The 25172-nt window shown below is 44.9% G+C and carries 21 protein-coding genes; 4 read left to right on the top strand and 17 right to left on the bottom strand.

Translation table 11 applies throughout. From position 1 onward, the window contains the following. Nucleotides 1-57 precede the first annotated feature (57 nt). The 6 genes from AB4405_RS19530 to AB4405_RS19505 all read right to left on the bottom strand — a co-directional run bounded on the left by AB4405_RS19530 (nucleotide 58) and on the right by AB4405_RS19505 (nucleotide 8121). Nucleotides 58-786 carry a GntR family transcriptional regulator gene (locus AB4405_RS19530; RefSeq protein WP_372062473.1) on the bottom strand — a complete coding sequence of 243 codons (729 nt, stop codon included), beginning with the start codon at nucleotides 784-786 and terminating at the stop codon, nucleotides 58-60. A 580-nt stretch (nucleotides 787-1366) separates the two neighbouring features. Further along, complete coding sequence (gene glmS / locus AB4405_RS19525) at nucleotides 1367-3199, bottom strand: glutamine--fructose-6-phosphate transaminase (isomerizing) (RefSeq protein ID WP_372062472.1); 1833 nt, start codon at nucleotides 3197-3199, stop codon at nucleotides 1367-1369. Nucleotides 3200-3270: 71 nt separating this feature from the next. Then, nucleotides 3271-4038 carry a DeoR/GlpR family DNA-binding transcription regulator gene (locus AB4405_RS19520; RefSeq protein ID WP_372062471.1) on the bottom strand — a complete coding sequence of 256 codons (768 nt, stop codon included), beginning with the start codon at nucleotides 4036-4038 and terminating at the stop codon, nucleotides 3271-3273. Between the two features lie 364 nt (nucleotides 4039-4402). Then, entirely contained in the window at nucleotides 4403-4990 is a 588-nt protein-coding gene (locus AB4405_RS19515) for an MltR family transcriptional regulator (protein WP_372062470.1), read from the bottom strand. Continuing rightward, a complete protein-coding gene (locus AB4405_RS19510; RefSeq protein ID WP_372062469.1) occupies nucleotides 4987-6135 on the bottom strand; it encodes a mannitol-1-phosphate 5-dehydrogenase in 1149 nt (382 codons plus the stop codon). Before AB4405_RS19510 ends, AB4405_RS19515 begins: the two co-directional genes overlap by 4 nt. A 102-nt stretch (nucleotides 6136-6237) precedes the next feature. Next, nucleotides 6238-8121, bottom strand: coding sequence for a PTS mannitol transporter subunit IICBA (locus AB4405_RS19505; RefSeq protein WP_372062468.1), 1884 nt, complete (start codon nucleotides 8119-8121; stop codon nucleotides 6238-6240). Nucleotides 8122-8630: 509 nt separating this feature from the next. Here AB4405_RS19505 and AB4405_RS19500 point away from each other — a divergent pair. Then, complete coding sequence (locus AB4405_RS19500) at nucleotides 8631-9272, top strand: HAD family hydrolase (protein WP_372062467.1); 642 nt, start codon at nucleotides 8631-8633, stop codon at nucleotides 9270-9272. Between the two features lie 286 nt (nucleotides 9273-9558). Here AB4405_RS19500 and gabT read toward each other — a convergent pair whose 3' ends face one another. From gabT to AB4405_RS19460, 8 genes are all read right to left on the bottom strand, one after another. Further along, nucleotides 9559-10833: a 4-aminobutyrate--2-oxoglutarate transaminase gene (gene gabT, locus AB4405_RS19495; protein ID WP_102468988.1), complete on the bottom strand. Its 1275-nt coding sequence runs from the start codon at nucleotides 10831-10833 to the stop codon at nucleotides 9559-9561. 14 nt (nucleotides 10834-10847) lie between these two features. Then, on the bottom strand, nucleotides 10848-12275 hold the full coding sequence (locus tag AB4405_RS19490; RefSeq protein WP_372062466.1) for an NAD-dependent succinate-semialdehyde dehydrogenase: 1428 nt from the start codon (nucleotides 12273-12275) through the stop codon (nucleotides 10848-10850). A 62-nt stretch (nucleotides 12276-12337) separates the two neighbouring features. After that, nucleotides 12338-13420: an agmatine deiminase gene (aguA, locus tag AB4405_RS19485; RefSeq protein WP_372062520.1), complete on the bottom strand. Its 1083-nt coding sequence runs from the start codon at nucleotides 13418-13420 to the stop codon at nucleotides 12338-12340. 10 nt (nucleotides 13421-13430) lie between these two features. Continuing rightward, nucleotides 13431-14297, bottom strand: a complete 867-nt coding sequence (gene aguB / locus AB4405_RS19480; RefSeq protein WP_372062465.1) for an N-carbamoylputrescine amidase — start codon at nucleotides 14295-14297, stop codon at nucleotides 13431-13433. Nucleotides 14298-14405: 108 nt separating this feature from the next. After that, a complete protein-coding gene (locus AB4405_RS19475) occupies nucleotides 14406-15683 on the bottom strand; it encodes an NAD(P)/FAD-dependent oxidoreductase (protein ID WP_372062464.1) in 1278 nt (425 codons plus the stop codon). A 77-nt stretch (nucleotides 15684-15760) separates the two neighbouring features. Further along, the gene (locus AB4405_RS19470; RefSeq protein ID WP_372062463.1) at nucleotides 15761-17245 is read right to left on the bottom strand and encodes an aldehyde dehydrogenase; all 1485 of its coding nucleotides are present in this window, start codon (nucleotides 17243-17245) and stop codon (nucleotides 15761-15763) included. 26 nt (nucleotides 17246-17271) lie between these two features. Then, nucleotides 17272-17829: an HTH-type transcriptional regulator PuuR gene (gene puuR, locus AB4405_RS19465; RefSeq protein ID WP_102468982.1), complete on the bottom strand. Its 558-nt coding sequence runs from the start codon at nucleotides 17827-17829 to the stop codon at nucleotides 17272-17274. A 16-nt stretch (nucleotides 17830-17845) separates the two neighbouring features. Next, nucleotides 17846-18592 (bottom strand): gamma-glutamyl-gamma-aminobutyrate hydrolase family protein, encoded by a 747-nt coding sequence (locus AB4405_RS19460; RefSeq protein ID WP_102468981.1) that lies wholly within the window; start codon nucleotides 18590-18592, stop codon nucleotides 17846-17848. A 344-nt stretch (nucleotides 18593-18936) separates the two neighbouring features. Between AB4405_RS19460 and AB4405_RS19455 the strand changes: the two genes are divergently transcribed. Further along, nucleotides 18937-20280, top strand: coding sequence for a glutamine synthetase family protein (locus AB4405_RS19455; RefSeq protein ID WP_372062462.1), 1344 nt, complete (start codon nucleotides 18937-18939; stop codon nucleotides 20278-20280). 18 nt (nucleotides 20281-20298) lie between these two features. Beyond that, a complete protein-coding gene (locus tag AB4405_RS19450) occupies nucleotides 20299-21774 on the top strand; it encodes a Na+/H+ antiporter NhaC family protein (RefSeq protein ID WP_372062461.1) in 1476 nt (491 codons plus the stop codon). A gap of 134 nt (nucleotides 21775-21908) precedes the next feature. Here the strand turns inward: AB4405_RS19450 and AB4405_RS19445 are convergent, their stop codons facing one another. The 3 genes from AB4405_RS19445 to AB4405_RS19435 form a co-directional block, all read right to left on the bottom strand. Beyond that, nucleotides 21909-22145, bottom strand: coding sequence for a GNAT family N-acetyltransferase (locus AB4405_RS19445; protein WP_372062460.1), 237 nt, complete (start codon nucleotides 22143-22145; stop codon nucleotides 21909-21911). Continuing rightward, nucleotides 22142-22723, bottom strand: a complete 582-nt coding sequence (locus AB4405_RS19440) for an HD domain-containing protein (protein WP_372062519.1) — start codon at nucleotides 22721-22723, stop codon at nucleotides 22142-22144. Before AB4405_RS19440 ends, AB4405_RS19445 begins: the two co-directional genes overlap by 4 nt. 118 nt (nucleotides 22724-22841) lie before the next feature. After that, nucleotides 22842-23642: a PhzF family phenazine biosynthesis protein gene (locus AB4405_RS19435; protein ID WP_372062459.1), complete on the bottom strand. Its 801-nt coding sequence runs from the start codon at nucleotides 23640-23642 to the stop codon at nucleotides 22842-22844. Nucleotides 23643-24025: 383 nt separating this feature from the next. Here AB4405_RS19435 and AB4405_RS19430 point away from each other — a divergent pair, with 383 nt between their 5' ends. After that, nucleotides 24026-25048, top strand: coding sequence for a GGDEF domain-containing protein (locus tag AB4405_RS19430; protein ID WP_372062458.1), 1023 nt, complete (start codon nucleotides 24026-24028; stop codon nucleotides 25046-25048). Nucleotides 25049-25172: the final 124 nt, after the last annotated feature.

The following is a 25172-nucleotide window of genomic DNA, read 5'->3' as shown; positions in this document are numbered from 1 at the left end:
ACATTCAAAACCTATAGATAAAAAAATAGCCCACAATCGTGGGCTATTTGACATTCTCTAAACTCGTGCGGTTATCTCAAAATCATATAAGCTAGGTTTATAGTAAACCGTTGAATATTCGTAGATCTTCTGCTCTTCATAGTAGTTTAGTGATTGGTTGATCAATATAGGATCTAGCTCTCCAACATCCAACAACTGCTGAACTGTAGCGTCGGGCAGAGCCGGCAACAGTTTTTGTTGCGTTTTAACCATCTCAATCCCATGGCGGCTCAAATATTCGAACTTTGATCCCTTGAGATCCTCTTTTGTGAGGTTAGGCAACAGCACTCGGGGGATATAAAACTCTTCAAATGAGACTACTTGTTCGTTCACCAAGCGTAAACGACGAGCAAAGTTAACCGGTTCACCAAGCGAAATATTGAGTTTCTGAGAGACAAGTTCGTCCGCGGGTAACACTTCAAACGCATCGACAATGTTAGTTGCCTCTAACCCTGCGCCCGCAGCTTCTTGCGCCAAACCAGACATAGATAGGAAGTCGTGACGCAGCTTATTGGATTTAACAAAGCTGCCTTTGCCCTTCTCTGAGAAGATGTAACCACGATCATTGAGTTGCTGTAACGCTTTACGCACCGTTACACGGCTGACTTTCAGCAGGTCCACCAACTGATTTTCAGACGGTAGCTTACTGCCCGCAGGATAAGTGCCTTTATCAATCTCGCGCTTTAACTCTCCCGCGACTTGAATGTACAAAGGCTGCAAATTTTTTTGCTCAAATAACTCAGTCATAATTCCATAAAAACTAAGGGTTTCGGGTCATCTTACTCAAGGTGTGGGGAAATACCAAGTATGCAAGGTGAGAGTAAATTAATTTTAGCCTTACAGCAAAAACGTGCTGATGACCTGAAGAAAGCAAGTTGATATGGAAATTGTTCTAACCCAAAGGACTGCAGCGTTTTCAGAGGCGAAGAACAACCTTTACAACTCAAAACTATTAGTTCCGGCATAAATCAAGGTAGTTTAGATGCAATGCACTGATCTCACCATCCATCGGTTAACTGAGTGACTAGGTATTTTGAAAAATGATCAATATGGATACTTTTTACTAATGCAAATAGAGAGTCAGCGTTTTTGTCGAGCAAATCCACGCATTACTTTTTGTATATCAAAACTAGCTGGCTATCTGTAATGGATTTGGAAACATAACAAACTTTGGGGCAAAAACGCGCTAGAGCAAACAGCAAAAAGGCAGCGAGATCGAATCTTCGCTGCCTTTTTAGTATGATACTTTATTCCTGAGTATGACACTTTAATACTCAGTATGAGTCTTTATTACTCTTGTACAAATCATTTAAGCGCTAGCAGTCAATTATTCAACCGTTACCGCTTTCGCAAGGTTACGAGGTTGGTCGACATCGGTCCCTTTAATCAGTGCTACGTGGTAAGACAGCAGCTGCATTGGTACGGTGTAATAGATAGGGGCAATGATGTCGTCAACATGAGGCATCTTGATGATCTTCATGTTTTCGTCGCCTTCAAAACCCGCTTTTTCATCGGCGAAGACATACAATAAACCGCCACGTGCACGCACTTCTTCGATGTTCGATTTCAATTTCTCTAGAAGCTCATTCGTTGGGGCAACGACAACTACAGGCATATCCGCATCAATCAATGCCAATGGGCCGTGTTTTAGCTCGCCTGCCGCATACGCTTCAGCGTGAATGTATGAGATCTCTTTGAGTTTTAGAGACGCTTCCATCGCGATTGGGTAGAACTCACCGCGACCAAGGAATAAGGTGTGGTGTTTGTCTGCAAAATCAGGCGCCAGTGCTTCAATTTCTTTATCAAACGCGAGCGCTTTTTCAATGTGAGCAGGAAGCGAATGCAGTGACTTCACGATTTCTTCTTCACGCTCTGCACTCATGCGACCTTGTAGGCGACCGATAGACACGACCATCATTAGCATCGCAGCCAATTGAGTGGTGAATGCTTTTGTTGATGCTACGCCAATCTCCGTTCCTGCACGCGTCATGAAGGCGAAATCAGATTCGCGCACTAGCGACGATCCAGCGACGTTACAGATGGTCATAGCGCCCATGTAGCCTTTTTCTTTTGCAAGGCGCAGCGCGGCAAGCGTATCTGCGGTTTCACCTGATTGAGATAGGGTCACCAACAAACTATTTGGACGAACCACGAAGTCACGATAACGGAACTCAGAAGCAATCTCCACGTCACAGCTCACGCCTGCGATAGACTCAAACCAATAACGAGCCGCCATGCCAGAGTTGTACGAAGTGCCACATGCGATGATTTGAACATGTTCAACTTTCTTCAAAATATCAACCGCATTAATACCAATGCTTTCCGTGACGACCGCTTTGTCAGTCAGGCGACCTTCCATTGTAGAGATAAGCGCTGAAGGCTGTTCAAAGATCTCTTTTTGCATGAAGTGGCGATATTTACCTTTGTCACCAGCGTCATGTTCGGCATTGGATTCTGTGATTTCACGTTCGACAGGCTGACCATTTACATCGATAACGGTCACATCACGGCGTGTAATCTCGGCAACATCACCTTCTTCTAGGTACATAAAGCGACGAGTCACACTCAATAACGCAAGTTGGTCAGAGGCAAGGAAGTTTTCACCAACACCAAAACCAATCACAATTGGACTACCAGAACGTGCAGCCACGATGCGGCTTGGATCTTTGCGGTCAACAACCACAGTACCGTAAGCACCGTCTAGTTGAGCGGCTGTTTTTTGCAACGCTTCAACCAATGTTTCTGAGCTGCGACGTTCCCATTCAACCAGGTGAGCGATAACCTCAGTGTCAGTCTGAGAATGAAATACATAACCGCGCTCTTGCAAAACAACTCGCAGCTCTTCGTGGTTTTCGATAATACCGTTATGGACCACAGCAATGTCGCCAGAAACATGTGGGTGCGCGTTCACTTCTGATGGCTCGCCATGTGTAGCCCAACGAGTATGTGCGATGCCCGTACCGCCAATAACGTCTTGAGCGTTTACTGCGTCTGCAAGCTCTTGTACTTTACCTAAACGACGTACACGCGTTAGTTCTGAATTTTCGTTCACAACCGCCACACCCGCTGAATCATATCCGCGATACTCAAGTCGGCGTAAGCCTTCAACCAAAATTTCCGCTACGTCGCGCTGTGCTACCGCACCTACGATTCCACACATATTATGTCTCCATCTCTAGTTTTGTTTCCCCTTTGAACGCAAGCAAATCATTAACAAGGGGATAATTTGGGTTAGGCGCAAATAACCTTTACGCCATTAGATTCTATTTGTTGTTTTTGCATGTTAGACAAGCCACTGTCCGTCACCAGGACATCAATGGCATCCCATGCAAGTTCTAAATTCGGTATTTTTCGACCAATTTTCTCAGATTCAATCATAACAATGACTTCACGTGCGACTTCTGCCATCACGTTACTCAGTCCAATGAGTTCATTAAATGTGGTGGTACCTCGGCTCAAATCAACGCCGTCAGCGCCTATAAACAACTGGTCAAAATCATAAGAGCGTAAAACAGACTCAGCCACTTTGCCTTGGAACGAGTCTGAATGGCTATCCCATGTTCCACCCGTCATTAACAATGTGACTTCGTTTTCGAGTTCGTTAACAGCGTTCGCTAGCGCAAGAGAATTAGTCATGATCACTAAACCCTTTTTGCTGCCCAACCGAGACACGAGTTCACCCGTGGTGCTGCCACAATCAATCACAATCCGATTGTGATCTCGGATAAGATCAACGGCCGCTTTAGCAATGCCTTTTTTATCCGCAACGTCAGCATCAGAGTGATTAAGTACCTCATCAACAGCTTCTTGAGGTAATGCGACGGCACCGCCATATCGTCTCAGTAACTGACCGTTATTCTCTAAAGAGGTGAGGTCCTTTCGAATCGTCACTTCTGAGGTATCGAACAACTCAGACAGCTCTTCCACACTCACCTGCCCTTTCTCTTGGACGAGCTGAGCAATAGAATGACGTCGGACTTGGGTATTTCGCTTTCGCATTAGTTTCACTTCAAAACTTATTAACTAAGTAAATTATTTCACAACGAAAGATATTTTTCAAACCACAAACCCAAATAAATCCAATAGAACCTATTATGTCGCAATTAGTAGACATTAATAGAGACATGAACTTTCGACCATTAATTACGAAACGAAACATAATGAGTTTTAACAAGAAGAAGACTGGAACCTGAGCAAGGCAAAACATGAGAAGACAGAGGAAAACATGATCAAGGAAGGAAGTAGTGGAAATGAGCATGACCTCAAAGAATGTCTGATCTTCAGACATTCTTTGAGGTCAGTTATTTTTTGAGGGGGAAGAACGAAAGAAACAGTGCCCGTTCTCGGCATAGAGCAACCACGATTAAAGTAGCGGGTTATCTCGACAAAGGGTGCTGACCATTTCAGTTACCGCAAGTATCAGAGTTGACTTCACTCGCTGGTAATGGCGTTCAAGATACATTTTCAACATCACCGCATCCAAGCCTTCCGCCATCTTGGCGTCATACTCTATCGGCATCATCTTCTGTATTGCTGACACTTTGTTCAGCTCGAAAATGACGTCCACCTCGGTAAAACTGACATTATTCTCTTGATGTTTGGTCCATTCACGAAGCGTCACAAAGATATCAATATCGTCATACACTTGTTTGGAAATCACGCCAAGACCTAGCAACAGCTTCGCGCGAACCAAAATGTCGCCGAGCGGGCCATCGCTAGTGAGTAGCGGATCCACCACGTACTTTACTGCATAGTCATCTTTATGAAAGACGCTATTAATCAGCGCATCAAGCGTATCATCAATCGCGTCGTAAGCAGCCATTAGGCACTCACTCGCGTCTTTCGCTTCAGACAGCGCTTCAAGAAGTTCAGTTTCGTTTGGTGGATGCAGCGGCATAAGTTCTCTTAAAACAAACGGTGTCACCGAAGTGACACCCGTTACTTGAATCATTTAAGCGCTAGATACGCTTGGTGCGCAAGTGTAACAACTTCTGCGTCAATATTCAGCCCAGAATAATGCGCTAATGTTTTTTCGAAGCCTTGTTCTGCAAACATGGCCTGCAATTCTACCGCTTGCGGGTCATCGTCATTTGTATAAAGGAACGCGGCGGCGATGCCTTTCAGAAGGTGGCTGTTAGGTAGGCTATATTCTAACGTACCGTTCAGAGGCTTAATCAAGCGGTCTTGAGGGCTCAGTTTGCGGATTGGTTGGCGACCAACACGGTCTACTTCATCACGCAAAAACGGATTAGCAAAACGACCAATGATTTTTTGAATATAAGCCGCATGCGCCTCTTTATCGAAACCATAGCGACGAATCAGAACCTCGCCACTTTCTTGCATTGCAGCAGTGACATCAGCGCGAATAGCGTCATCTTCGATAGCATCTTTGATAGTCTCATGACCGGCACGCACGCCAAGATATGCCGTAATCAAGTGGCCAGTATTGAGTGTAAAGAGCTTACGCTCAACAAATGCCATCAAGTTATCAGTGCATTCCATCCCTTTAATGTTTGGGATTTCTCCAACAAATTGCGTTTGATCCACAATCCACTCACTAAAGGTTTCAACGGTAACAGCAAGTGGATCCGTTTCGCCCGCTTCAGCTGGCGGCACAATACGGTCAACCGCTGAGTCTACAAATCCAATGTGCTCAGATGCAAATGCTTGTGCATCGGCTGAAAGGTGTTCAAACACCATGTCTTTTAATTGGCTCGTTCCGCGAACCATATTTTCACATGCGATGATATTGAGGGGAGATGTATTGCCTTGTGCAATGCGCTTTTCAATGCCTTGCGCAACAGACTTCGAGATAATTTTTAGCACGGTCGGACCGACTGCCGTGGTCACGATATCGACATTTGCGATTGCATCGATAACATCAGAGCTAGTTGAGTTAATCGCGGTAACGTTAGTAACCGTTTCAACAACGCAATCTTCGCCAACAATTTTTACAGGGAAAGATTGACGCTCAATTAAGCCATTAACAACCGTTTCATTCACATCCGCAAATGTGACATGAATACCCGCATCCGATAGTAATTTACCAATAAAACCACGACCGATATTGCCTGCGCCAAAATGGAGAGCTTTCATAAGACGTTTTCCTAAATAAACACGAAAAAAAGAAAAAGATAAAATCAAAATGAGACCAATGCGGGGGCACTGGTCTCTTTCACTTAGGAGCGATAAATCGGATTATTTACCGTTCAAGATGCGTAGCACGTCAGCGACATCAGTGGTCGATTTCAGCAATTCGACGGCTTCATCATCATCTAGTGAGTTAGTAATGGCGGTAATCACTTGGATATGTTCATCACCTTGCGCAGCGATACCGATAACCATCTTCGCGACGTCATCTTCATCTTCACCCCATTGAACACCGGCAGGGAATTGGCAGAATACGATACCCGTTTGCTTCACAAACTGTTTCGCTTCAATCGTGCCGTGAGGAACCGCAATAGATTCACCTAAATATGTAGATACTAGCTCTTCACGTGCCATCATACCGGCGACGTATTGAGGCTCTACATAGCCAAGTTTGACGAGCTGCTCACCAGCAAACTTGATAACGTCTTCTTTGGACTTCATGTCCATACCCAAGAAGATATTGTCATTTGATAACTTTAGCGTTCCATTATCGCTAGAGCTTGTGTTCGCTGGCGCTTCAGGCTTTTTTGCTGTTTGCGCATCGGCTAGTTCACTAACAAGACCATCGTATAACGCACTGTCTAGGAAGTTATTTAGTGAAATATGATGAGCTGAACCTGCATGCTTACGAGCACGGTCTGTCAGATCTTTATGCGTGATGACAATGTCGACATCTTGCGGCAAGTTGTTAATAGCTAAATTCGTTACTGAGATATCGAGGTTAGCAGCGTCCACCTTCTTGCGAAGTAGACTAGCGCCCATTGCGCTTGAACCCATACCAGCATCACATGCAACAATGATTTTACGAACCGCAGCTAGGTCTAGCTCTGCACCAGCTTGGCCTTTTGAAGACGCTTTCATGTCTTTCATTTGGCTTGCCGCTTTCTCTAGAGAGTCATCTTCGTCATCAGTTTGTGTTTGAGTCTTCATCAGAAGCGCTGCAACAGCAAATGATACGGCTGCAGAAGCGATTACAGAAAGAATCACACCGATAAATGAAGCTTTTGGTGTCATTAGAAGAACAGCAAAGATTGAACCTGGCGATGCTGGAGATACCAGACCTGCATTAAAGACAGTCAGGGTGAAGACACCAGTCATACCACCTGCGATAACCGCAAGAATAAGACGAGGGTTCATTAGAACGTAAGGGAAGTAAATCTCGTGGATACCACCAAAAAAGTGAATGATAGCGGCACCAGGTGCAGACTGCTTCGCATTGCCTTTACCAAAGAACATGTAGGCAAGCAGAAGGCCAAGACCAGGACCAGGGTTTGCTTCAATAAGGAAGAAGATAGATTGACCCATATCTTCTGCTTGTTGAATACCCAGCGGAGAGAAAATACCGTGGTTAATTGCATTATTCAGGAATAGGATTTTCGCAGGTTCAACGAAAATTGAAGTCAGTGGCAGTAGGCCCGCGTTTACAAGGAAGTTTACGCCGCCCGCTAGACCTGTTGACAGCATTTTTACTGCTGGACCAATAACGATAAAAGCAATGATGGCACAAATCATACCAATGATGCCCGCAGAGAAGTTGTTCACCAACATCTCAAAACCGCTCTTAACTTTACCGTCTACCGCAGCGTCAAATTTCTTGATTGCGATGCCGCCTAAAGGACCAACAATCATCGCTCCCATAAACATTGGAATATCAGTACCAACGATCACACCCATTGTGGTAATCGCACCTACCACAGCACCACGGTCGCCTGCCACCATTTTACCACCGGTATAACCGATCAGCAGTGGTAGCATGTAAGTAATCATCGGACCCACCATTGAGCTCAATGTCTCATTTGGGATCCAACCGGTAGGAATGAATAGTGCCGTAATCAATCCCCAAGCAATGAATGCGCCAATGTTTGGCATCACCATGTTGGAGAGGAAACGACCAAAGTTCTGCACTTTGATTTTCGCTTCAGGAGATAACATATAGGGTGTCCTCGTTATTGTAATATTCGCTGATATAATGTGTTCGTTGACAAAAAGTGTTTTTCAAAAGTCCATATAAAAGTAACACAAGATTTCTAAAATGCCTCAATGGGCAGCATTTTGTGACGTGGATCACCGCATTTATTCCGTAACATTTAATTTTTAGTGATGGAGATCACAACATATCGCTGTTTATAAATTACAACTCATTTTTAATGATAATGATTATCAATAAACAGTGATAAAAGTCACTTTTGCCTCATGCATTAACCACTTTTAGTTAGTGATGAACTTCACATTATTTATAAATGGCATCAATAACCTCGATAGATATCGATGGGTCGCTCGTTGAAATTGCACACTAACTACGCTAATTCACCTATAAATGTAATTAAATTACAGAAATGAATTTGATTTTTCAGCCCATTTATTGCTTAAATTGAACGTCGATTATTGTGTACCTCTTGCGTTAGGCTGTGAGCATTTTGATAATGAAATAAGGATGAGAGATGATTAAGGCGCTATTGTTTGATATGGATGGTTTGATTTTTGACACTGAAGTTTTGTACAAAGTCAGCTGGCAACATGCTGCGAGACAACAAGGTCTTGAGTTAAATGATGATCTCTACCGCACTTTTATAGGTGTGCAAGATTCTGAATGTGAACGGATACTAAGTGAGCATTTTACTCACCTCCTTGATTTAAGAGCTTTCCGTACAGTACGCGATCAACATTTTCATCGCGCACGTTCGCAAGGTGTGACGTTCAAACCTGGGTTTCATGCCGTATTTCAAATGGCCAAACATCAAGGCTTAACCATAGCGTTAGTGACGTCCTCACACCGTCAGGAGGTAGAACGTAACTTTTGTCAGTCCGATTATCTAAAGCAATTCGATCTCATTATTGCCGCTGAGGATGTACTTAACGGTAAACCTCAGCCCGATTGCTACCTTATGGCTTGCACACAACTGGGGATCAAGCCATCTCAATGTCTGGTACTAGAAGATTCAAATAATGGCATGCGAGCGGGGAAAAGCGCTGGATGTATAGCGGCCATGATTCCTGACATGTTGCTTCCTGATAGCGATGTCAAAGCCGAAGCCGACTATTTATTTGAGAGTTTGTACGATGTCTTACCGTTATTATCTTAAGCATCGGTTATCTTAAGCGCAGACTATCTCAAGTACGGGCTCTCTCAAGCATTGATTATCAGAACGCTTTTTGCTTGGATCACTCGTACTGCCAATCACTCACTGCAGCCCCAACATTACGTCATTACGTCATTACGTCATTACGACATTACGACATCGCAATATCACATCTGTAGTAACGATTAAAAAAGCCCCCTCGGACTCGAATCGAGGGGGCTTTGCTTTACCACGATGATACAAAATATAGGTACGGCTTACATCATCGTTTGCTCGGCAGACGTCATCGCTATTTTGCGACGTCTTGAATGATCGCTTCTAGCTTGTCTAAACCCTCAGCCAAAACTTCAGGTTCTATCGTTAGCGGTGGTAAGAGGCGAATGACATTCGCTTTTACACCACATGATAATAAAATCAGGCCATTTTCTTGCGCCTTCCCAATGACCGCTTTCGTTATGTCTTGACCAGGTAAGCCCGTGTTAGGGTCAGTAAATTCAATGGCCATCATCGCGCCAATCGTACGAACTTCGCCAATTGCCGGCACGGTTTCTTTTAGTTTATTGATACGAGCATTTACGATTTCACCAATCCCTTGCGCTTTTGCGCATAACTGCTCTTCTTCGATGATCTTAAGCACTTCAAGACCCGCAACACATCCAAGAGGTGAACCCGCATAAGTGCCACCTAAACCACCTGGCAACGCAGAATCCATGACATGCGCCTTACCGACTAATGCAGAGATTGGAAAACCACCAGCAATCCCTTTGGCTAGCGTCATCATATCCGGTTCAATTCCCAAGTATTCAGTCGCGAACATTTTACCCGTACGAGCGAACCCTGTTTGAATTTCATCAGCAATCAATAAAATACCGTGGTCATCACACAGCTTACGCAACGCTTGTGCGAAGGCTGGCGGCGCTTGATAAAAGCCGCCTTCGCCTTGTACTGGCTCAAAAATGATCGCAGCGACTCGGCTAGGTTCAATATCACAGGCAAACAAATCTTGTAGGGCTTGAAGGCTTTGCTCAATCGACACACCGTGGTATTCATTCGGATACGGTGCGTGAAAAATTTCATTAGGGAACGGTCCAAAGCCTGCCTTATAAGGTGCAACCTTGCCTGTTAAACCCATCGTCATATTGGTACGACCGTGGAAGCCACCTTTAAAGGCAATCACTCCACTGCGGCCTGTATGAGCACGAGCAACCTTGACAGCATTCTCTACCGCTTCAGCACCTGTTGTTAAGAAGATCGCTTTTTTCTGAGTATCACCCGGGACAATATCGGTTAGTTTTTCGGCCAACTCCACGAATGACTCATACGGCGTCACCATCGCACAAGTATGCGAGAAATTATCAATCTGTGCCTTCACTGCCTCAGAGATGCGCTTATTCGAGTGGCCAGTATTGGTGACAGCAATGCCCGCAGCAAAGTCAATATACTTGTTACCATCGACATCCCAGACCAAAGCATTATCCGCTTTCGTTACGTAAAGTGGGTACAGCGCACCCATGCCTTGGGCAATGACTTGATTTCTTCTTTGGTGTAATTGTTGATTGTTCATTTTAATTGTCCTTCTTAGTTGCCACCAAAACACAGGTATTTAACGTCCATATATTCGTCGATACCCTGTTTTGCGCCTTCACGCCCAATGCCCGATTGTTTCACGCCGCCAAATGGCGCCAATTCCGTAGAGATGATGCCTTCGTTAATTCCCACCATGCCGTACTCGAGCGCTTCCGCGACCTTCCAAACACGATGGATGTTTTGACTATAAAAGTAAGATGCTAGGCCATAGATGGTGTCATTCGCCATCTCAATCAGCTCTTCATCCGTCTCAAAACGCACAACCGGTGCAACCGGACCAAAGATCTCTTCTTGGATGATGTCCATACGATGGGTCACATCTTTAAGTACGACAGGTTGCATGAACAAACTATCCAGCTTTTGCAACTCTGACGTAGGGGTCGCACCCTGCTCAATGGCACGGTCAATAAGCGCCTGAATCCCTTGTTTAGCCGATTCACTAATGACAGGACCCACATTCACGCCTTCATCCAGACCATTTCCTACTTTCAGTTGCTGAACCGCCGCATCAAATTTGGTAACGAATTCATCGTACACCTTGCTATGCACATAAAATCGGTTTGCACACACACATGTCTGTCCTGCGTTACGGAATTTAGAGGCCATCGCCCCTTGGATAGCCGCATCGATGTCAGCATCCTCAAAAACGATGAACGGTGCGTTGCCGCCAAGTTCCATTGACGTGCGTTTGATGTCCTTCGCACTTTGCGCCATCAGTACGCTGCCGACTTGCGTTGACCCCGTAAAAGACAGCTTTCGAATGAGTGGGTGCGATGTAAAAATTGCACCAATTTTGCGAGAACTTTCCCCCAATACCACCTGTAATACATCGCGAGGAATACCCGCTTGATACGCTAATTCTACCGTGGCAAATGCCGACAGCGGCGTCGAATCAGAAGGCTTAACAATAAAACTACAACCCGCAGCGAGCGCTGGACCAGCCTTACGGGTGATCATAGCGATAGGGAAGTTCCACGGCGTGATCGCACACGCCACCCCAATCGGTTGCTTGATTGTTACCAATCGCTTATCTGCCGTTGGGCCTGGAATAGTGTCGCCATAGGTACGTTTAGCTTCTTCAGAAAACCATTCAATAAAGCTGGCGCCATAAAGCACTTCACCTGCGGCTTCGGCCAGAGGCTTACCTTGCTCAAGCGTCATAATTCTTGCGAGGTCGTCTTTGTTCTCTAGAATCAACTGATACCAGCGATTCAGCATACCAGCACGTGTTTTTGCCGGTAACTTCGCCCATTCTTTTTGGGCGACATGGGACCGCTCAATGGCGTCCATTAAGGTTTGTTCATTAGACACTGGCGCGTGGCCAACAATGTCTCCAGTGGCGGGGTTAGTTACCGCAATAGCCTGCTCTGCTGCAGAAGTCATAAAAGAGAGTAAGCTTTTATTTTGTATTTGCTGCATATTGATTTACCTTCCTTCTGTCTTCCTTAGGCCACATGCTTTTATCGGAAAACACCTATTTATTAAGCAGGGATCTGCTGTGTTATACAGTGAATGTTGCCACCGCCCAGTAGAACTTCTCTGGTAGGTATACCCACAATATGAAAATTTGGTAACGCTGTTTTTAGTATCTCCATCGCGATGCTGTCAAACTGCTCATCAAGCAATGGCAGAAACACATGTTCATTTACCATCAAAAAGTTAGCGTATGATGCGCTTAGTCGCTCCCCTTCTTGTCGAACCATGCCATCACTGGAATCAATCCCTTCGGCTTCTTCTTGGGTGTAATACAAGGGACCAGGAACTGGTATTTTAATCACCTCAATGTCACGACCTTTTGCATCTTTTTGACTGCGCAGTGCCGTATAAGCCTCTCGAGATAGCTTAAATTGTGGATCGAAGGGATCATCCGTCCAACTCAGTATCACTTTTGCCGGACCAATTACGTGAATAAGGTTATCAACATGACCATCCGTTTCATCGTTATAAAGGCCTTTAGGTAACCAGACTATTTTCTCAACGCCCAAGTATTCGCATAAGGTTTTTTCGATATCGGTTTGTTGTAACTCTGGATTTCGTCCGGGGCTCAACAAACACTCTTCGGTTGTGTATAACGTCCCTTCACCATCGGTGTGAATAGAACCACCCTCTAGCACGATTGGCGCTTGGTAATGATCCATTCCGGCAACTTCACATACTGACTCCGCCACTTGGTCGTCGGCGCTCCAGTCATCATACAAGCCATTATACTCGCCGCCCCAAGCATTAAATTTCCAGCTTACTCCTCGTCGTTCTCCGCGTGCATTCACGACCACTGTTGGTCCAATATCTCGCATCCATGAGTCGTTGTATGCCATCTCTACGAGCTTTATTGAACTATGCAGTTGAGTACGAGCTCGTTCATATTGGGTAGACGTCACTGCGACAGTGACCTGAACCACGTCGGCAATGGCATTAGCCACATTAGCAAAGGTTTGTTGCGCCGGTTTAGCATCGTTGCGCCAGTTATCTTTGCGCTCGGGCCAAGCCAACCATACTTCTCTTACCGGCTCAAACTCAGCCGGAAAAGAGAAACCATCTTGTTTTGGAGTCGTAGTGAGTCTCATCATGACCTCGCTATAGAGCCATACTCATGACATCTTGATATAAATCAGGACGACGGTCTCGGAATAAACCCCAAGCATGGCGTGCTTTGGTGGTCGCTTGAAGGTCAATCTCAGCGTAGATAATGGTCTCACCTTCGCGTGGCGCTTCTGCCAGTTTTCCACCGGTATGGTCGGTAATAAACGATGAACCATAGAAGGTCGTTTCAATGCCGTCATCAACCTCAACACCCACACGGTTGGACGCAACGACGGGCACTAGATTGGCGGCAGAGTGACCTTGCATTGTACGTTGCCAATGATCGCGCGAATCTAATGTCAAATCTTGAGGCTCAGACCCAATCGCTGTTGGGTAGAAAATTGCTTCTGCACCGTTCAACGCCAAGCTGCGAGCAAGCTCAGGGAACCATTGGTCCCAACAAATACCAGCGCCAAAAGTACCGAATTTTGTTTTCCAGACTTTAAACCCTGTGTCACCCGGGCTGAAGTAGTATTTCTCGCTATAACCTGGGCCATCTGGGATATGTGATTTACGGTAGTTTTCTAAGATGGTGCCATCGGCATCAATCATGACGAGTGAATTAAAAAAGGTATTGCCTGCTTTCTCGAAATAGCTCACAGGGATCACGACATTAAGCTCTTTAGCAAGTTCACTCATGGTTTTAATCAGTGGGCTGGTCGCGAATTCTTCGGCCAACTCAAAATACTTCGATTCTTGCTTCTTACAAAAGTAAGGGGCTGCAAACAGCTCTTGTGGAACAACAACATTGGCACCATTAGCAGCGGCCTCACGAATGGCACCTTTGATTTTCGCCATATTGGCGTCTAGGTCCCACGTTTTGGACAGCTGAAGTGCGGCGAATTTTACTACTCTACTCATGGGATCTTCCTTTATCGATTCGTTGATCTTGGCTGATGAGCGCCCGTCATAGCAGGCGCTTCTTTTGTGTGTTTCACGTTATTGAATGAGTCTTAGGGTACACGCTGCCTAGATGGCAAGCTTGTCACGCAAGTTATAATACGCCGCGCCCATTGCCGTCATTGGAATGGCAAAATGGCGACCTCCTGGGAAGGCAATATGAGTGAGCTGTGCAAAGGCATCAAAGCGTTCAGCATGACCCGCTAAGGCCTCGGCAAGCAACTTACCCGCAAGGTGAGTACAGGTGACACCATGGCCACTGTATCCCTGCAAGTAGTAGATATTGTCAGAAAATGAACCAAACTGTGGCATGCGTGAGTACGTCAACAAGAAGTTACCTGTCCATTTGTAATCAATCCCAATGCCCTTAAGTTGTGGAAATATTTTTTCCATTTTAGGACGAAGCAAAGATTCAATGTTTTCAGGGTCACGAGCGCCATATACGACACCACCACCAAACAACAAGCGCTTGTCAGCACTAAGACGGAAGTAATCCAGCAGGTAATTGCAATCCTCAACACAGTAATCTGACGGCAAAATTTGTTGCAGTTGCGCTTCTGATAAAGGCTCTGTCGCAACAACTTGAGTACCACAAGGGATCGCTTTATTACTGATATTCGGCGCTAAACCACCCAGGTATGCATTACCCGCCAGCACCATATATTTTGCTTTCACACTACCATGCTCAGTATGAGCAACAGGATTCGCTCCTTTATCAATTCGGGTCACGCCTGACTGTTCGAAAATGCGTCCGCCCAGCGCGGTCACGGCTGCCGCTTCACCTAATGCTAATTTCAATGGGTGTATATGCCCACCGCTCATATCAAGCAAGGCACCTTGGTAAGCGTTGGTACCAACAGCAGATTCCACTTCTTTCGCATCTAATAAGCTCAACTGGTCATTGCCGTAGCGTTCCCAGTGTTTTTTGTGTTCTTCTAAGCCTTTCATCTGCTTTGAATTCAACGCAGTGAACATCCCACCTTGTTTGAAATCACAATCAATATTGTGCTTATCAATCAAGCCGCGAATGATGCTGCCGCCTTCAAAAATCATGTCACACAATGCTTTCGCTTGTTTTTCGCCATAACGGCTTTCAATCACATCCACATCACGGCTGTAGCTATTGACAATCTGACCGCCATTACGCCCTGAAGCACCAAAACCAACCTTAGCGTTTTCTAGAATAACCACCTTAAAGCCCTTCTCTGCAAGGTGCAGAGCAGAAGATAGGCCGGAGAAACCAGCCCCAACAACACATACGTCACACTCAATATTATCGCGTAGTTGTGGGTACTCACTTACATTTAAAATTGAGTCAGCGTAGTATGAATCAGTATGTTTATTCATTGTTCAATTCCTTTTTTATTGCTGCTATAGCCTTAAACTTCGTTTATTTACGTTTGATAAACTTAAGTGCTATAGGTCTAAGGTTGGAGACGAATCCACGTCGTTTTGGTTTCTGTAAATTTTTCAATGGCGTGGATCGATTTATCTCGTCCATTTCCGCTCATTTTAAATCCACCAAATGGGACGGTCATATCGCCTTCGTTGTAGTTGTTGACCCAAACTGAACCGGCTTCTAGCTTTTTGGCGACACGATGCACTCGGTTTAGGTTATCGCTCCACAGCGCTGCGCCCAGACCGTATTTAGAGTCATTTGCGATATCGATAGCTTCTTGCTCTGTTTGAAATGAAATGACGCATAACAACGGACCAAAAATTTCTTCTTGAGCAACACGCATTTTATTGTCGACTTGGTCAATCACGATAGGCTCAACAAATGCGCCAACACCCTTAACGTCACCGCCGCAGCGAACCACCGCGCCTGCGTCTTGCGCTAACTTCAAATAGCCTAAGACCTTTTCTTTGTGCTCACGGTCAATCAATGCCCCCATCGCCGAGGTTGGATCCATTGGATCTTTTGGCATAAAACGTTGCGCCGCCGTGATCACTTTGTCGATAAACACCTCTTTGATGCTCTCATGAACCAAAAGACGGGTTGCGGCTACACACACTTCACCTTGGTTGTAAAAACAACCCGCCGCGGTTTCTTCTGCTGCGCGATCAAGGTTTTCATAATCTTCAAATACGATATTGGCATTTTTGCCGCCCGCTTCAGCCCAAACACGCTTTAGATTGGTTTCACCCGAACTAATCATTAGGTGCCCCGCAACACGCGTTGAGCCGGTAAACGCGATGCAATCAACATCATCATGTCGAGCAAGAGCTTCGCCCGCTTCATGCCCAAATCCGGTCACGACTTGAAATACGCCATGTGGGATACCCGCTTCATTGGCAAGCTTGCCAAGAAAAATTGCGGTGAGTGAAGACTTCTCTGAAGGTTTTAGGATGACGCTGTTACCCGCAGCAAGCGCTGGGCCTAGTTTCCAACTGCCCAACCATAAAGGGAAATTCCATGGTACGACGGCAGCGACAACGCCAATGGCTTGATGGGATACGAACGCGTGGACATCTTTTTCTGTAGGCGCCACTTCGCCGTACACTTTATCGATGGCTTCGGCATACCAACGAATGGATTTTGCCGAACCAGGTATATCGGTAGACACACTGTGCGAGATGGGTTTACCCGTATCCATGGTTTCCAACATCGCTAATTCTTCGGTGTTTTCATCAATGAGCGCAGCAAACTTCATCAACACTTCTTTACGATGTGAAGGAGCACTTTGACTCCACTCTCCATCAATAAAAGCCTGCCTAGCGTACTTAACCGCAAGATCCACATCGTCAGACTGACAGCGAGGGATGTTCGCTATGATGTCGTCTGTCGCTGGATTGACGACTTCTAGCGTCTCACCTTGTGCTGCATTGCAATACTCACCGTTGAGGAAAGCTCGCTGTTCGATCGCTAATGCGTCTCTATATTCAATCCATTGTTCTTGCGTTTTCATACTCGCTCCTTGCTGACCTCAAGGTGCTAGAATGCTTTAGGCGTATGGGCACTAATCATTCTGCATGCCTTATCGGAGTGGTTGGTAAATTTATGAGGAATCGTGGTGTCGATAACATAAGACTCACCTGTTTTCACAAGATAAGTCTCGCCGTCGTATTCCAGTTCAATCTCACCGTCTAACACGGTGCCGACTTCCTCACCTTCATGTTTAATATTGGCTGACCCTGTGGTGCTATTCGGGGCATATTCCTCAATTAGAAAGCCAATTTCCTGTTTGTTGCTGCCATTGCTGACCAGCTTCATTGAGACCAACTTACTGCCTATTTCAATGAGCTCTTCTTGCTTAACCAATACCTTGATTACTTTCTCGTTCTGTTGCTCCAGCGTGAAAAACTCTGAGAGCGACAATGAAAATTCGTTCACTATTTTTTGCAACGAACTCACTGACGGACTAACTTTTCCATTCTCTATCGAAGAGATCGCACTATGTGTAATGCCGGCTCTCTCTGCTAATTCTCTTTGTGACCATCCACGCTCTTTTCTAAGTTGAGCAATATTTTTACCAATTTGGTGGTTGTCCATTTATTCGGTCCTTAAATCAATCTGAGGCGGACATAATAAATTCTTTAAATAAAATTTGTGAGAAATGATTGTGTTTGGCTTCCCATTCTGGGTGCCACTGCACGCCAACAAAGTATTTTTGCCCTGGCAAGCTAAATGCTTCAACCAATCCATCGGGTGCTTTCGCTTCCACTCGTAATGCACTTGCTAGCGTTTTAATCCCTTGGTTATGAAGGGTGTTTACCTCAAATGACTGAGTATTGTTCCATTGGGCTTGTGTTAACCATTGAGATACAACACCACCAGGTTCTACGAATACAGGATGAGCAGGTGCATACTTCTCTTCAAAGTTTTCTACTGGATTCTCACGATGATCATCATATCCAGACTCATGAACCGCAGGGTCAAGCGACCCGCCAAGCGCGACGTTCATCTCTTGGAAGCCACGACAAATGCCCAGACACGGGATATTTTTGTCTAACGCGTAACGAATGAGTGTTAATGCCAATTCATCACGATCTTCATCTTTTTTGGCTTCTTCATGCGTACCATCATAACGGTGGGGTGCGACATTTGAATGGCTGCCAGGAAACACTAATCCATCACAAATTCCAACGATACGGTCAAACTCTGACGCTTCTATAGATGAAGGCAAAATGATTGCCGTCCCGCCAAAATCCTTAATTGCCTGAAGATAGAACTCATTTAATGACTGAATCTGGTAGCCACCTAATGACTTCCTGCAACTTACGAGTCCAATAATCGGTTTTCTAGTTTCAGACATCATTACATCCATGTTCGATTTATTTAACAAAAACCCTACAATCAGCGTGCAAAATTATCAACACCATTGTTCGAAATAGATGCCAAAATGTGACTAGCATCCCTATTTTGGTTAAAAAAAAGACTAATTTCGTTCGATATATTGAGCAAAAGAGCATCAACTGTTACAAATTAGTTAACCGATAACAAGTTAAAAACAACCAGAAATAACTAAAAACAATTTTAAATCAATAAGTTAAATTGAATTTTAATCAATAACCCTAACTTTGCCGTGGATTTTGTAGTGAAATTGTTAAGTCAGCATGGTGTAAATAACGTTACGTTGGGTAATTAGGAGTAATAAAGATGGAAGCATATCTACAGGAAGTTAAAAATTTTCGCCAAAAATGGCCAACAATCGAATACGTTGACCTTATATTCACCGACCTCAATGGCACACCACGAGGCAAGCGAATCCCAGTCAATGCGCTCGATAAACTGGCCAAAGGTGTCGCGCTTCCTCTATCAACGATTACACTCGATACAAAAGGTGCCGTCGTTGAGTCTGCTGGGCTGGGAGAGGATCTAGGTGAACCTGATAATCTGTGTTTCCCTGTACTAGGTAGCTTACTGCCAACGGCTAAATCTCAAACCGGTCAGGTTTTACTGAGTATGATGGAAGATGATGGTAAAACGCCTCACCATCTCTTTATCCGTAACATTATTGAACGTATGCTTGGCCAGCTTCACAGCAACAATCAATTTCCAGTGGTTGCGCTAGAGCTTGAATTTTATTTGATTGATAAAGTACGCGGTGAAAATGGCGAACTACAAACGGCGATTAACCCAACAAAAAACCGTCGAGAACGCGACACAGAAGTCTATGATGTCGACGGGCTCGATGATTACGCTGATTTTCTAGCGGACTTAAACAACGCGGCATCTGAGCAAGGCTTAAATACTGCAGGTGCGCTATCTGAATCGGCACCGGGCCAGTTTGAGATTAACTTCAACCATTCTCAAGATGTACTCCGCGTGTGTGATGAAATCATCTTTTCTAAGCGTCTTATCAAGCAAGTCGCGCACAAACATGGCTTTGATGCGACCTTTATGGCCAAGCCATTCCTTGAAGAAGCAGGCAATGGCCAGCACATGCACTTAAGTCTCGTTGATAGCAACGGTGACAATCTCTTCACCCAATCTGATGACTCTGCGAGTCCGCTCTTCTATCAAACCCTAACGGCAATGCTATCGCACATTTCTGATGCCATGGCGCTGCTATGTCCCAACGTTAACTCCTACCGTCGCTTTGTCCCTGGTGCGTACGTACCGACCAAAGCTGATTGGGGCGAAAACCATCGCGGTGTTGCCCTTCGAATTCCCATTAGTGACGGTAAAAACCGTCGTATAGAGCACCGAATTGCAGGTGCCGATGTGAACCCATACATTCTCGCTGCCGTAGTACTTTCAGCCGTATTAGCGAGTAATAATTATAACCAAGATCAATGTCCTCCGGCTCTGAGCGATAATGCTGTTGACTTACCTACCCGTATGTCTGACGCCCTAACTCAATTAGAAAGCAGTGAGTTAGGTGAATATTTCTCGAAGGACTTCATTGACCTCTATCTTGCTTGCAAACGAAGTGAACTCGTTGAGTTTGAGCGCATTATCACGCCGCTAGAAATCGACTGGATGTTACACTCGGCATAACAGAAGGAATTTGTTTTTATGACTACGCAAACCAAGGCGCTGGACGCGCCATTCAAGTTAAGCAGTAAACATGTCGCGGTAAGCTTATCGATTGTGTTTCTGTTCATTACTTTTACTACGATCGGCCTAAATCACGTCCCCGGTGAGAGCTATGGGTGGATGAGCCTATTACCCACCAGTTTAGTGCTTGTCTTCGCTCTGACTACGCACCGTACCGTTGAAGCTCTATTTAGTGGCACAATTGCAGGCGTTCTACTGATTAATCCTTCAGAGGCCGTTCAACAGATTGTTGGCATTTCTATGGATGTCATGATGAACGAAACCATTGCATGGATTATTCTCGTGTGCGGTTTGATGGGGGGACTCATCGCTGTTCTTGAAAAAGGCGGTAGCATTCTCAGTTTCAGTGACATGCTCGTCAATAAAGTAAAAAGCCGTAATCAATCGCTTTTAATGACCTTTTTCCTCGGTATTTTGATCTTTATTGATGACTACTTAAATGCGATTGCTATCTCTTCATCGATGAAAAAAATCACCGACAGCTACCAAGTTTCTCGTGAGAAACTGGCGTATATGGTGGATTCAACGGCCGCCCCAATCTGTATATTAGTGCCGATCTCCACTTGGGCCATTTTCTTCAGTTCGTTATTAGAAGCGAATGGCGTCGCCGAACCGGGTCAAGGGATAGCCGCTTATATACAAGCCATTCCTTACATGGCTTACGGCTGGGTTACCCTCATCATTGTATTCTTAGTCGCAATGGGCAAAATGCCAGATCTCGGCGCAATGAAAACGGCAGAAGCGAGAGCAAAAGCGGGTCAAGTGAAGCCAGATGGCGCCACCGATATTGATTTTGGCGCTGACATTAAAGCGCATTCAAATCCAACCATGGGTTTGATCAACTTCATGCTGCCAATGATTGTTCTTGTCGGTGCGAGTTGGTATTTTGGTATTGACCTATTAGCAGGCGTATTCGTCGCCATTGTCTTTACCATCTGTTTCTATGGCATCCAAAAACTCGTCACAATGAACGAGCTATTTGATGCAGTCTATGACGGTATTAAGGTGATGTTGTTACCTCTAGCAACCGTGATCGGCGGCTTTATGCTAAAGAGCGTCAACGACTCACTGGGGCTTACTCAGTTTGTTATCGAAACGGCAAGTCCGTACTTGTCAGCGCAATATTTTCCAGCACTAATCTTCTTGATTACGGGTGGCTTGGTGTTTGCGTCAGCATCATCATGGGGAACATTTGCGGTAGCGATGCCAATTATTTTACCACTAGCTAACCAAATTGGTGTTCCATTGCACCTTACCATTGCAGCGATGCTTTCGGCGTCTGCGGCAGGGAGTCACTCATGCTTCTTTAGTGACTCTACCGTGCTGTCCGCACAGGGCTCTGGCTGTACATCAATGCAACACGCCACCACCCAGTTTCCATACGCATTGATCGGTATTGTTGCTACTACCCTATTCTTTATCGTGGTTGCCTAAGTTAAGAGATAGGCTCCAAAGGTAAGACTAAAAAGGGATGCCACTCAGCCGGCATCCCTTTCTTTATTTCTCTATTTGCTTACTTTAGCTTTTAGCTTTTAGCTTTTAGCCGAAATGAAGCGACATAAATCTTTCTATTTTAAAGCTTTAGCGACATACCAACAGTCGGCTTCAATGTCATAACGCTGCTCTCGCGCCCAGCTCAACCCTTCTTCTACCAACTGTTTAGCTACACCTTGACCGCGAAAGGCATCCGGAACGAACGTATGAGTAAAGTTAACCGTATTGCCCGTCAGTTTGTAATCTAATACGCCTTCCTGACCCTCTTTACTGTACACAAATCGCTTCCTATCCATCTGGTGTTCAATCATGATATTTCTCTGCTTAACTGCGCTAAATAATATTGCATACATTCGACTCGGTTTTGTGCTTCAGCTTGACCTGCCGAGGTATTCATTGTGTCTGCAATCGAAAACAACTTGGTATAAAAATGATCCAGCGTAAACTGACTATCGTCGGGGGTTCTCTCACGGCAAAATGGGTCGTCATTTGAATACAGGGTTCGCTGTAAACTCGCCGATACTTGAATACAACGTGTTATCCCAATCGCCCCCAACGCATCAAGCCGATCGGCATCTTGCACGATCATGGCTTCACGCGTAGTCGGTGCCACATTTGCAGAATAACTGTGTGCAACGATGGCGTGATGAATAGCGTTTAAATACTGATTTGGGTAATGAATACTCGATAAAAATTCGCAGGCTTTATCCGCGGCGATAAAAGCGCTGTGTTTTCTGTCAGGATGATCTTTGGGGTAAGTGAAGCAATCGTGCAGATATGCCGCTGGCAGCACGACACATAAATCGCCACCTTCTGTCTCAGAAAGGCGGGTCGCAGTATTTACCACTCGAACAACATGTTGAATATCATGTGCCGCATCCGTCACCATTTCCTGTTGAATAAATCTCAGTAATGCGGGCTTCCAAGTCTCGTTAAATGCGGCCTCACTAAGCTGAGTTTCATTCAATGAGCTTTCATTGAATATAGTTTTATCAAGCACTGTATTATCAGACACTGATTTCACCACGGATCAACGTGACGGCCTGACCGGTCAACTCAATTCTATCTTCTTTCAGCATCATCGCGACATAGCCACCACGCTCTGAGGCTTGGTAACCGACAAGTGAGCATTTATTTAGTTGCTTAGCCCAGTAAGGCGCCAATGCGCAATACGCGGAACCGGTCACTGGGTCTTCATCGACACCAACCCATGGAGCAAAATAACGGGCAATAAAATCAATGTCGGTACGGTTCGATTGTGCGGTAAGCACCATCGCGCGACCTTCGCATGCCACGAGCTGGTGATAATTTGGTGTAACCTGACGCAAATGTTCTTCATGCTTCAATACGACAAAATCTTTCCCTCCCTCAAATTCTCCCCAGAACACCACATCATCTTGTTTTAGCCCTAACGCTTCACATTTATGTTGTGTGTTTTTTGAGGTTTCCTCTGCACGATATAAAGGAAAGTCGAGCGAGATACGTTCACCTGTTTTCTGCGCATGAAGATCACCCGATAAGGTGTGGAAGGTAACCTTACCGTCTGCGTCAAGTAAGCCTTTTTCGTCCATGACCTTGACCGTGGCTAATGTTCCATGGCCACATAACGCCACTTCAACCTTGGGCGTAAACCAACGGAGTCGATTATCAGAAAGTGACAAAAACGCAGTTTCTGATATAGCCATTTCCTTGGCAATAGACAACATCAATGATGCCGGTAATGGTGACTCTGTAATACAAACACCAGCAGGGTTCCCCTTAAAGGGTTCGCTAGTAAATGCATTAACCTGATATATCGATAACTGCATGAATACTCCTTATAAACAGTCCCTATTGTCAATGATAGATAAATACAGACAACAGCGTGCAGTTTATCTTGGATAATTGTCGTTTACGTCAAAATGATTCAATAATTTTATAAACCCTACGTTATTTCCTCCAATCGAATTCTAATGTTGCTTTCATCCTCGACCTCCAATAACCAGTATCAATTAATAAAAGAATAAAACGGGGTAAGCACCAAGTTTTTGAATCAAAAATGAGGTCCATTTTCAAAAACTGAGTAATCAAAAGTGACAAATTAAAGAACTCATTAGATAATCACAACCTAGAGCAGCGCATTGTCAATCTGTACTTGTCACATTCAAACAATTCGCAAATAGAAAAATGTGTTAGGGACTAGTAAGAAACCATGAAGAAAAACGATTTCCAAAAATCAGCCGCGAATCTGAAAAAAGCAGTACCACTGATGGTTAAACACCATGTGCCTGCGACGCCTGCCAATTATGCTTTGTGGTACACCTACGTTGAACAAACGATTCCAGAGCTAAACCATGAAGTAGACTCTCTTCTTACCGAGCATAATGTGCTGCCTCCCGTTCGTTCCGTCGAGTTATATCGAGAACACATATCCGGCAAAGCGACAGTAGATCTAACTCACTTGAAAACAAACTTGGAAGCATTGGTCACTGAAGTCTCCAGCTCAATGACCGACGCCATTTCAGACACCTCTGACTTTTCGAAGATCTTAAGCAAAAGCTTTGATGACATTAGTTCCAGCATCGATGCTAACAATAATCCAACACTGGATGAAGTCATGCCGCTGATACAGGATCTTGTCGACGATGCGAATGATATTCGGCACTCAACTGACTTTATTCACAATCAACTTAAAAATGCCAGCGACGAAATCAGCCGCCTTAAAACACAGCTAGCAAAAGTACAATGCAATGCCATGTTTGATAGTTTGACGTCCATTTATAACCGTGGGGCCTTTGACACCGATCTGACGATGTTTTGCGATGCCAAACAGCCAATGAGCCTAATTTTTCTTGATATTGACCACTTTAAGAAGTTCAACGATGATCTTGGGCATCTATTTGGAGACACCATCTTAAAAGGCATTGCTCAGCGCCTTAAACAAGCCTGCAAGGGAGGCATCAGTGCTTACCGCTTTGGTGGTGAGGAGTTTGCCCTGATCGTGCCAAACAAATCGTTGCGTGTAGCTCGCCAAATGGCAGAAGCGGTTCGGTTGTCGATAGAAAAAATGGCCATTACCGATCGAAAAACAGGCAATAAAATGGGCAATGTGACGGCTTCTTTTGGGGTCGCTGAGTTTGCAGAGGGAGATACCTACGAAGACCTAGTCGGCAGAGCAGACAAGCAACTTTACGATGCAAAACGCTCTGGCCGCAATCGTGTCATGCCGTTCTAACAAACATACACCATCGTACAGTATTGTTTTTATTAATAATATTGTACTTTAGGTGATGCTATTTCTCGAGATGACATTGTTCTGAGATAATATAGTTTTTCGTTTTTCTAAATTAATTAGCTTA

Source organism: Vibrio sp. 10N.261.51.F12 (genome assembly GCF_041471725.1).
GTDB lineage: Bacteria > Pseudomonadota > Gammaproteobacteria > Enterobacterales > Vibrionaceae > Vibrio.
This window is presented reverse-complemented; position numbering and strand designations above follow the sequence as displayed.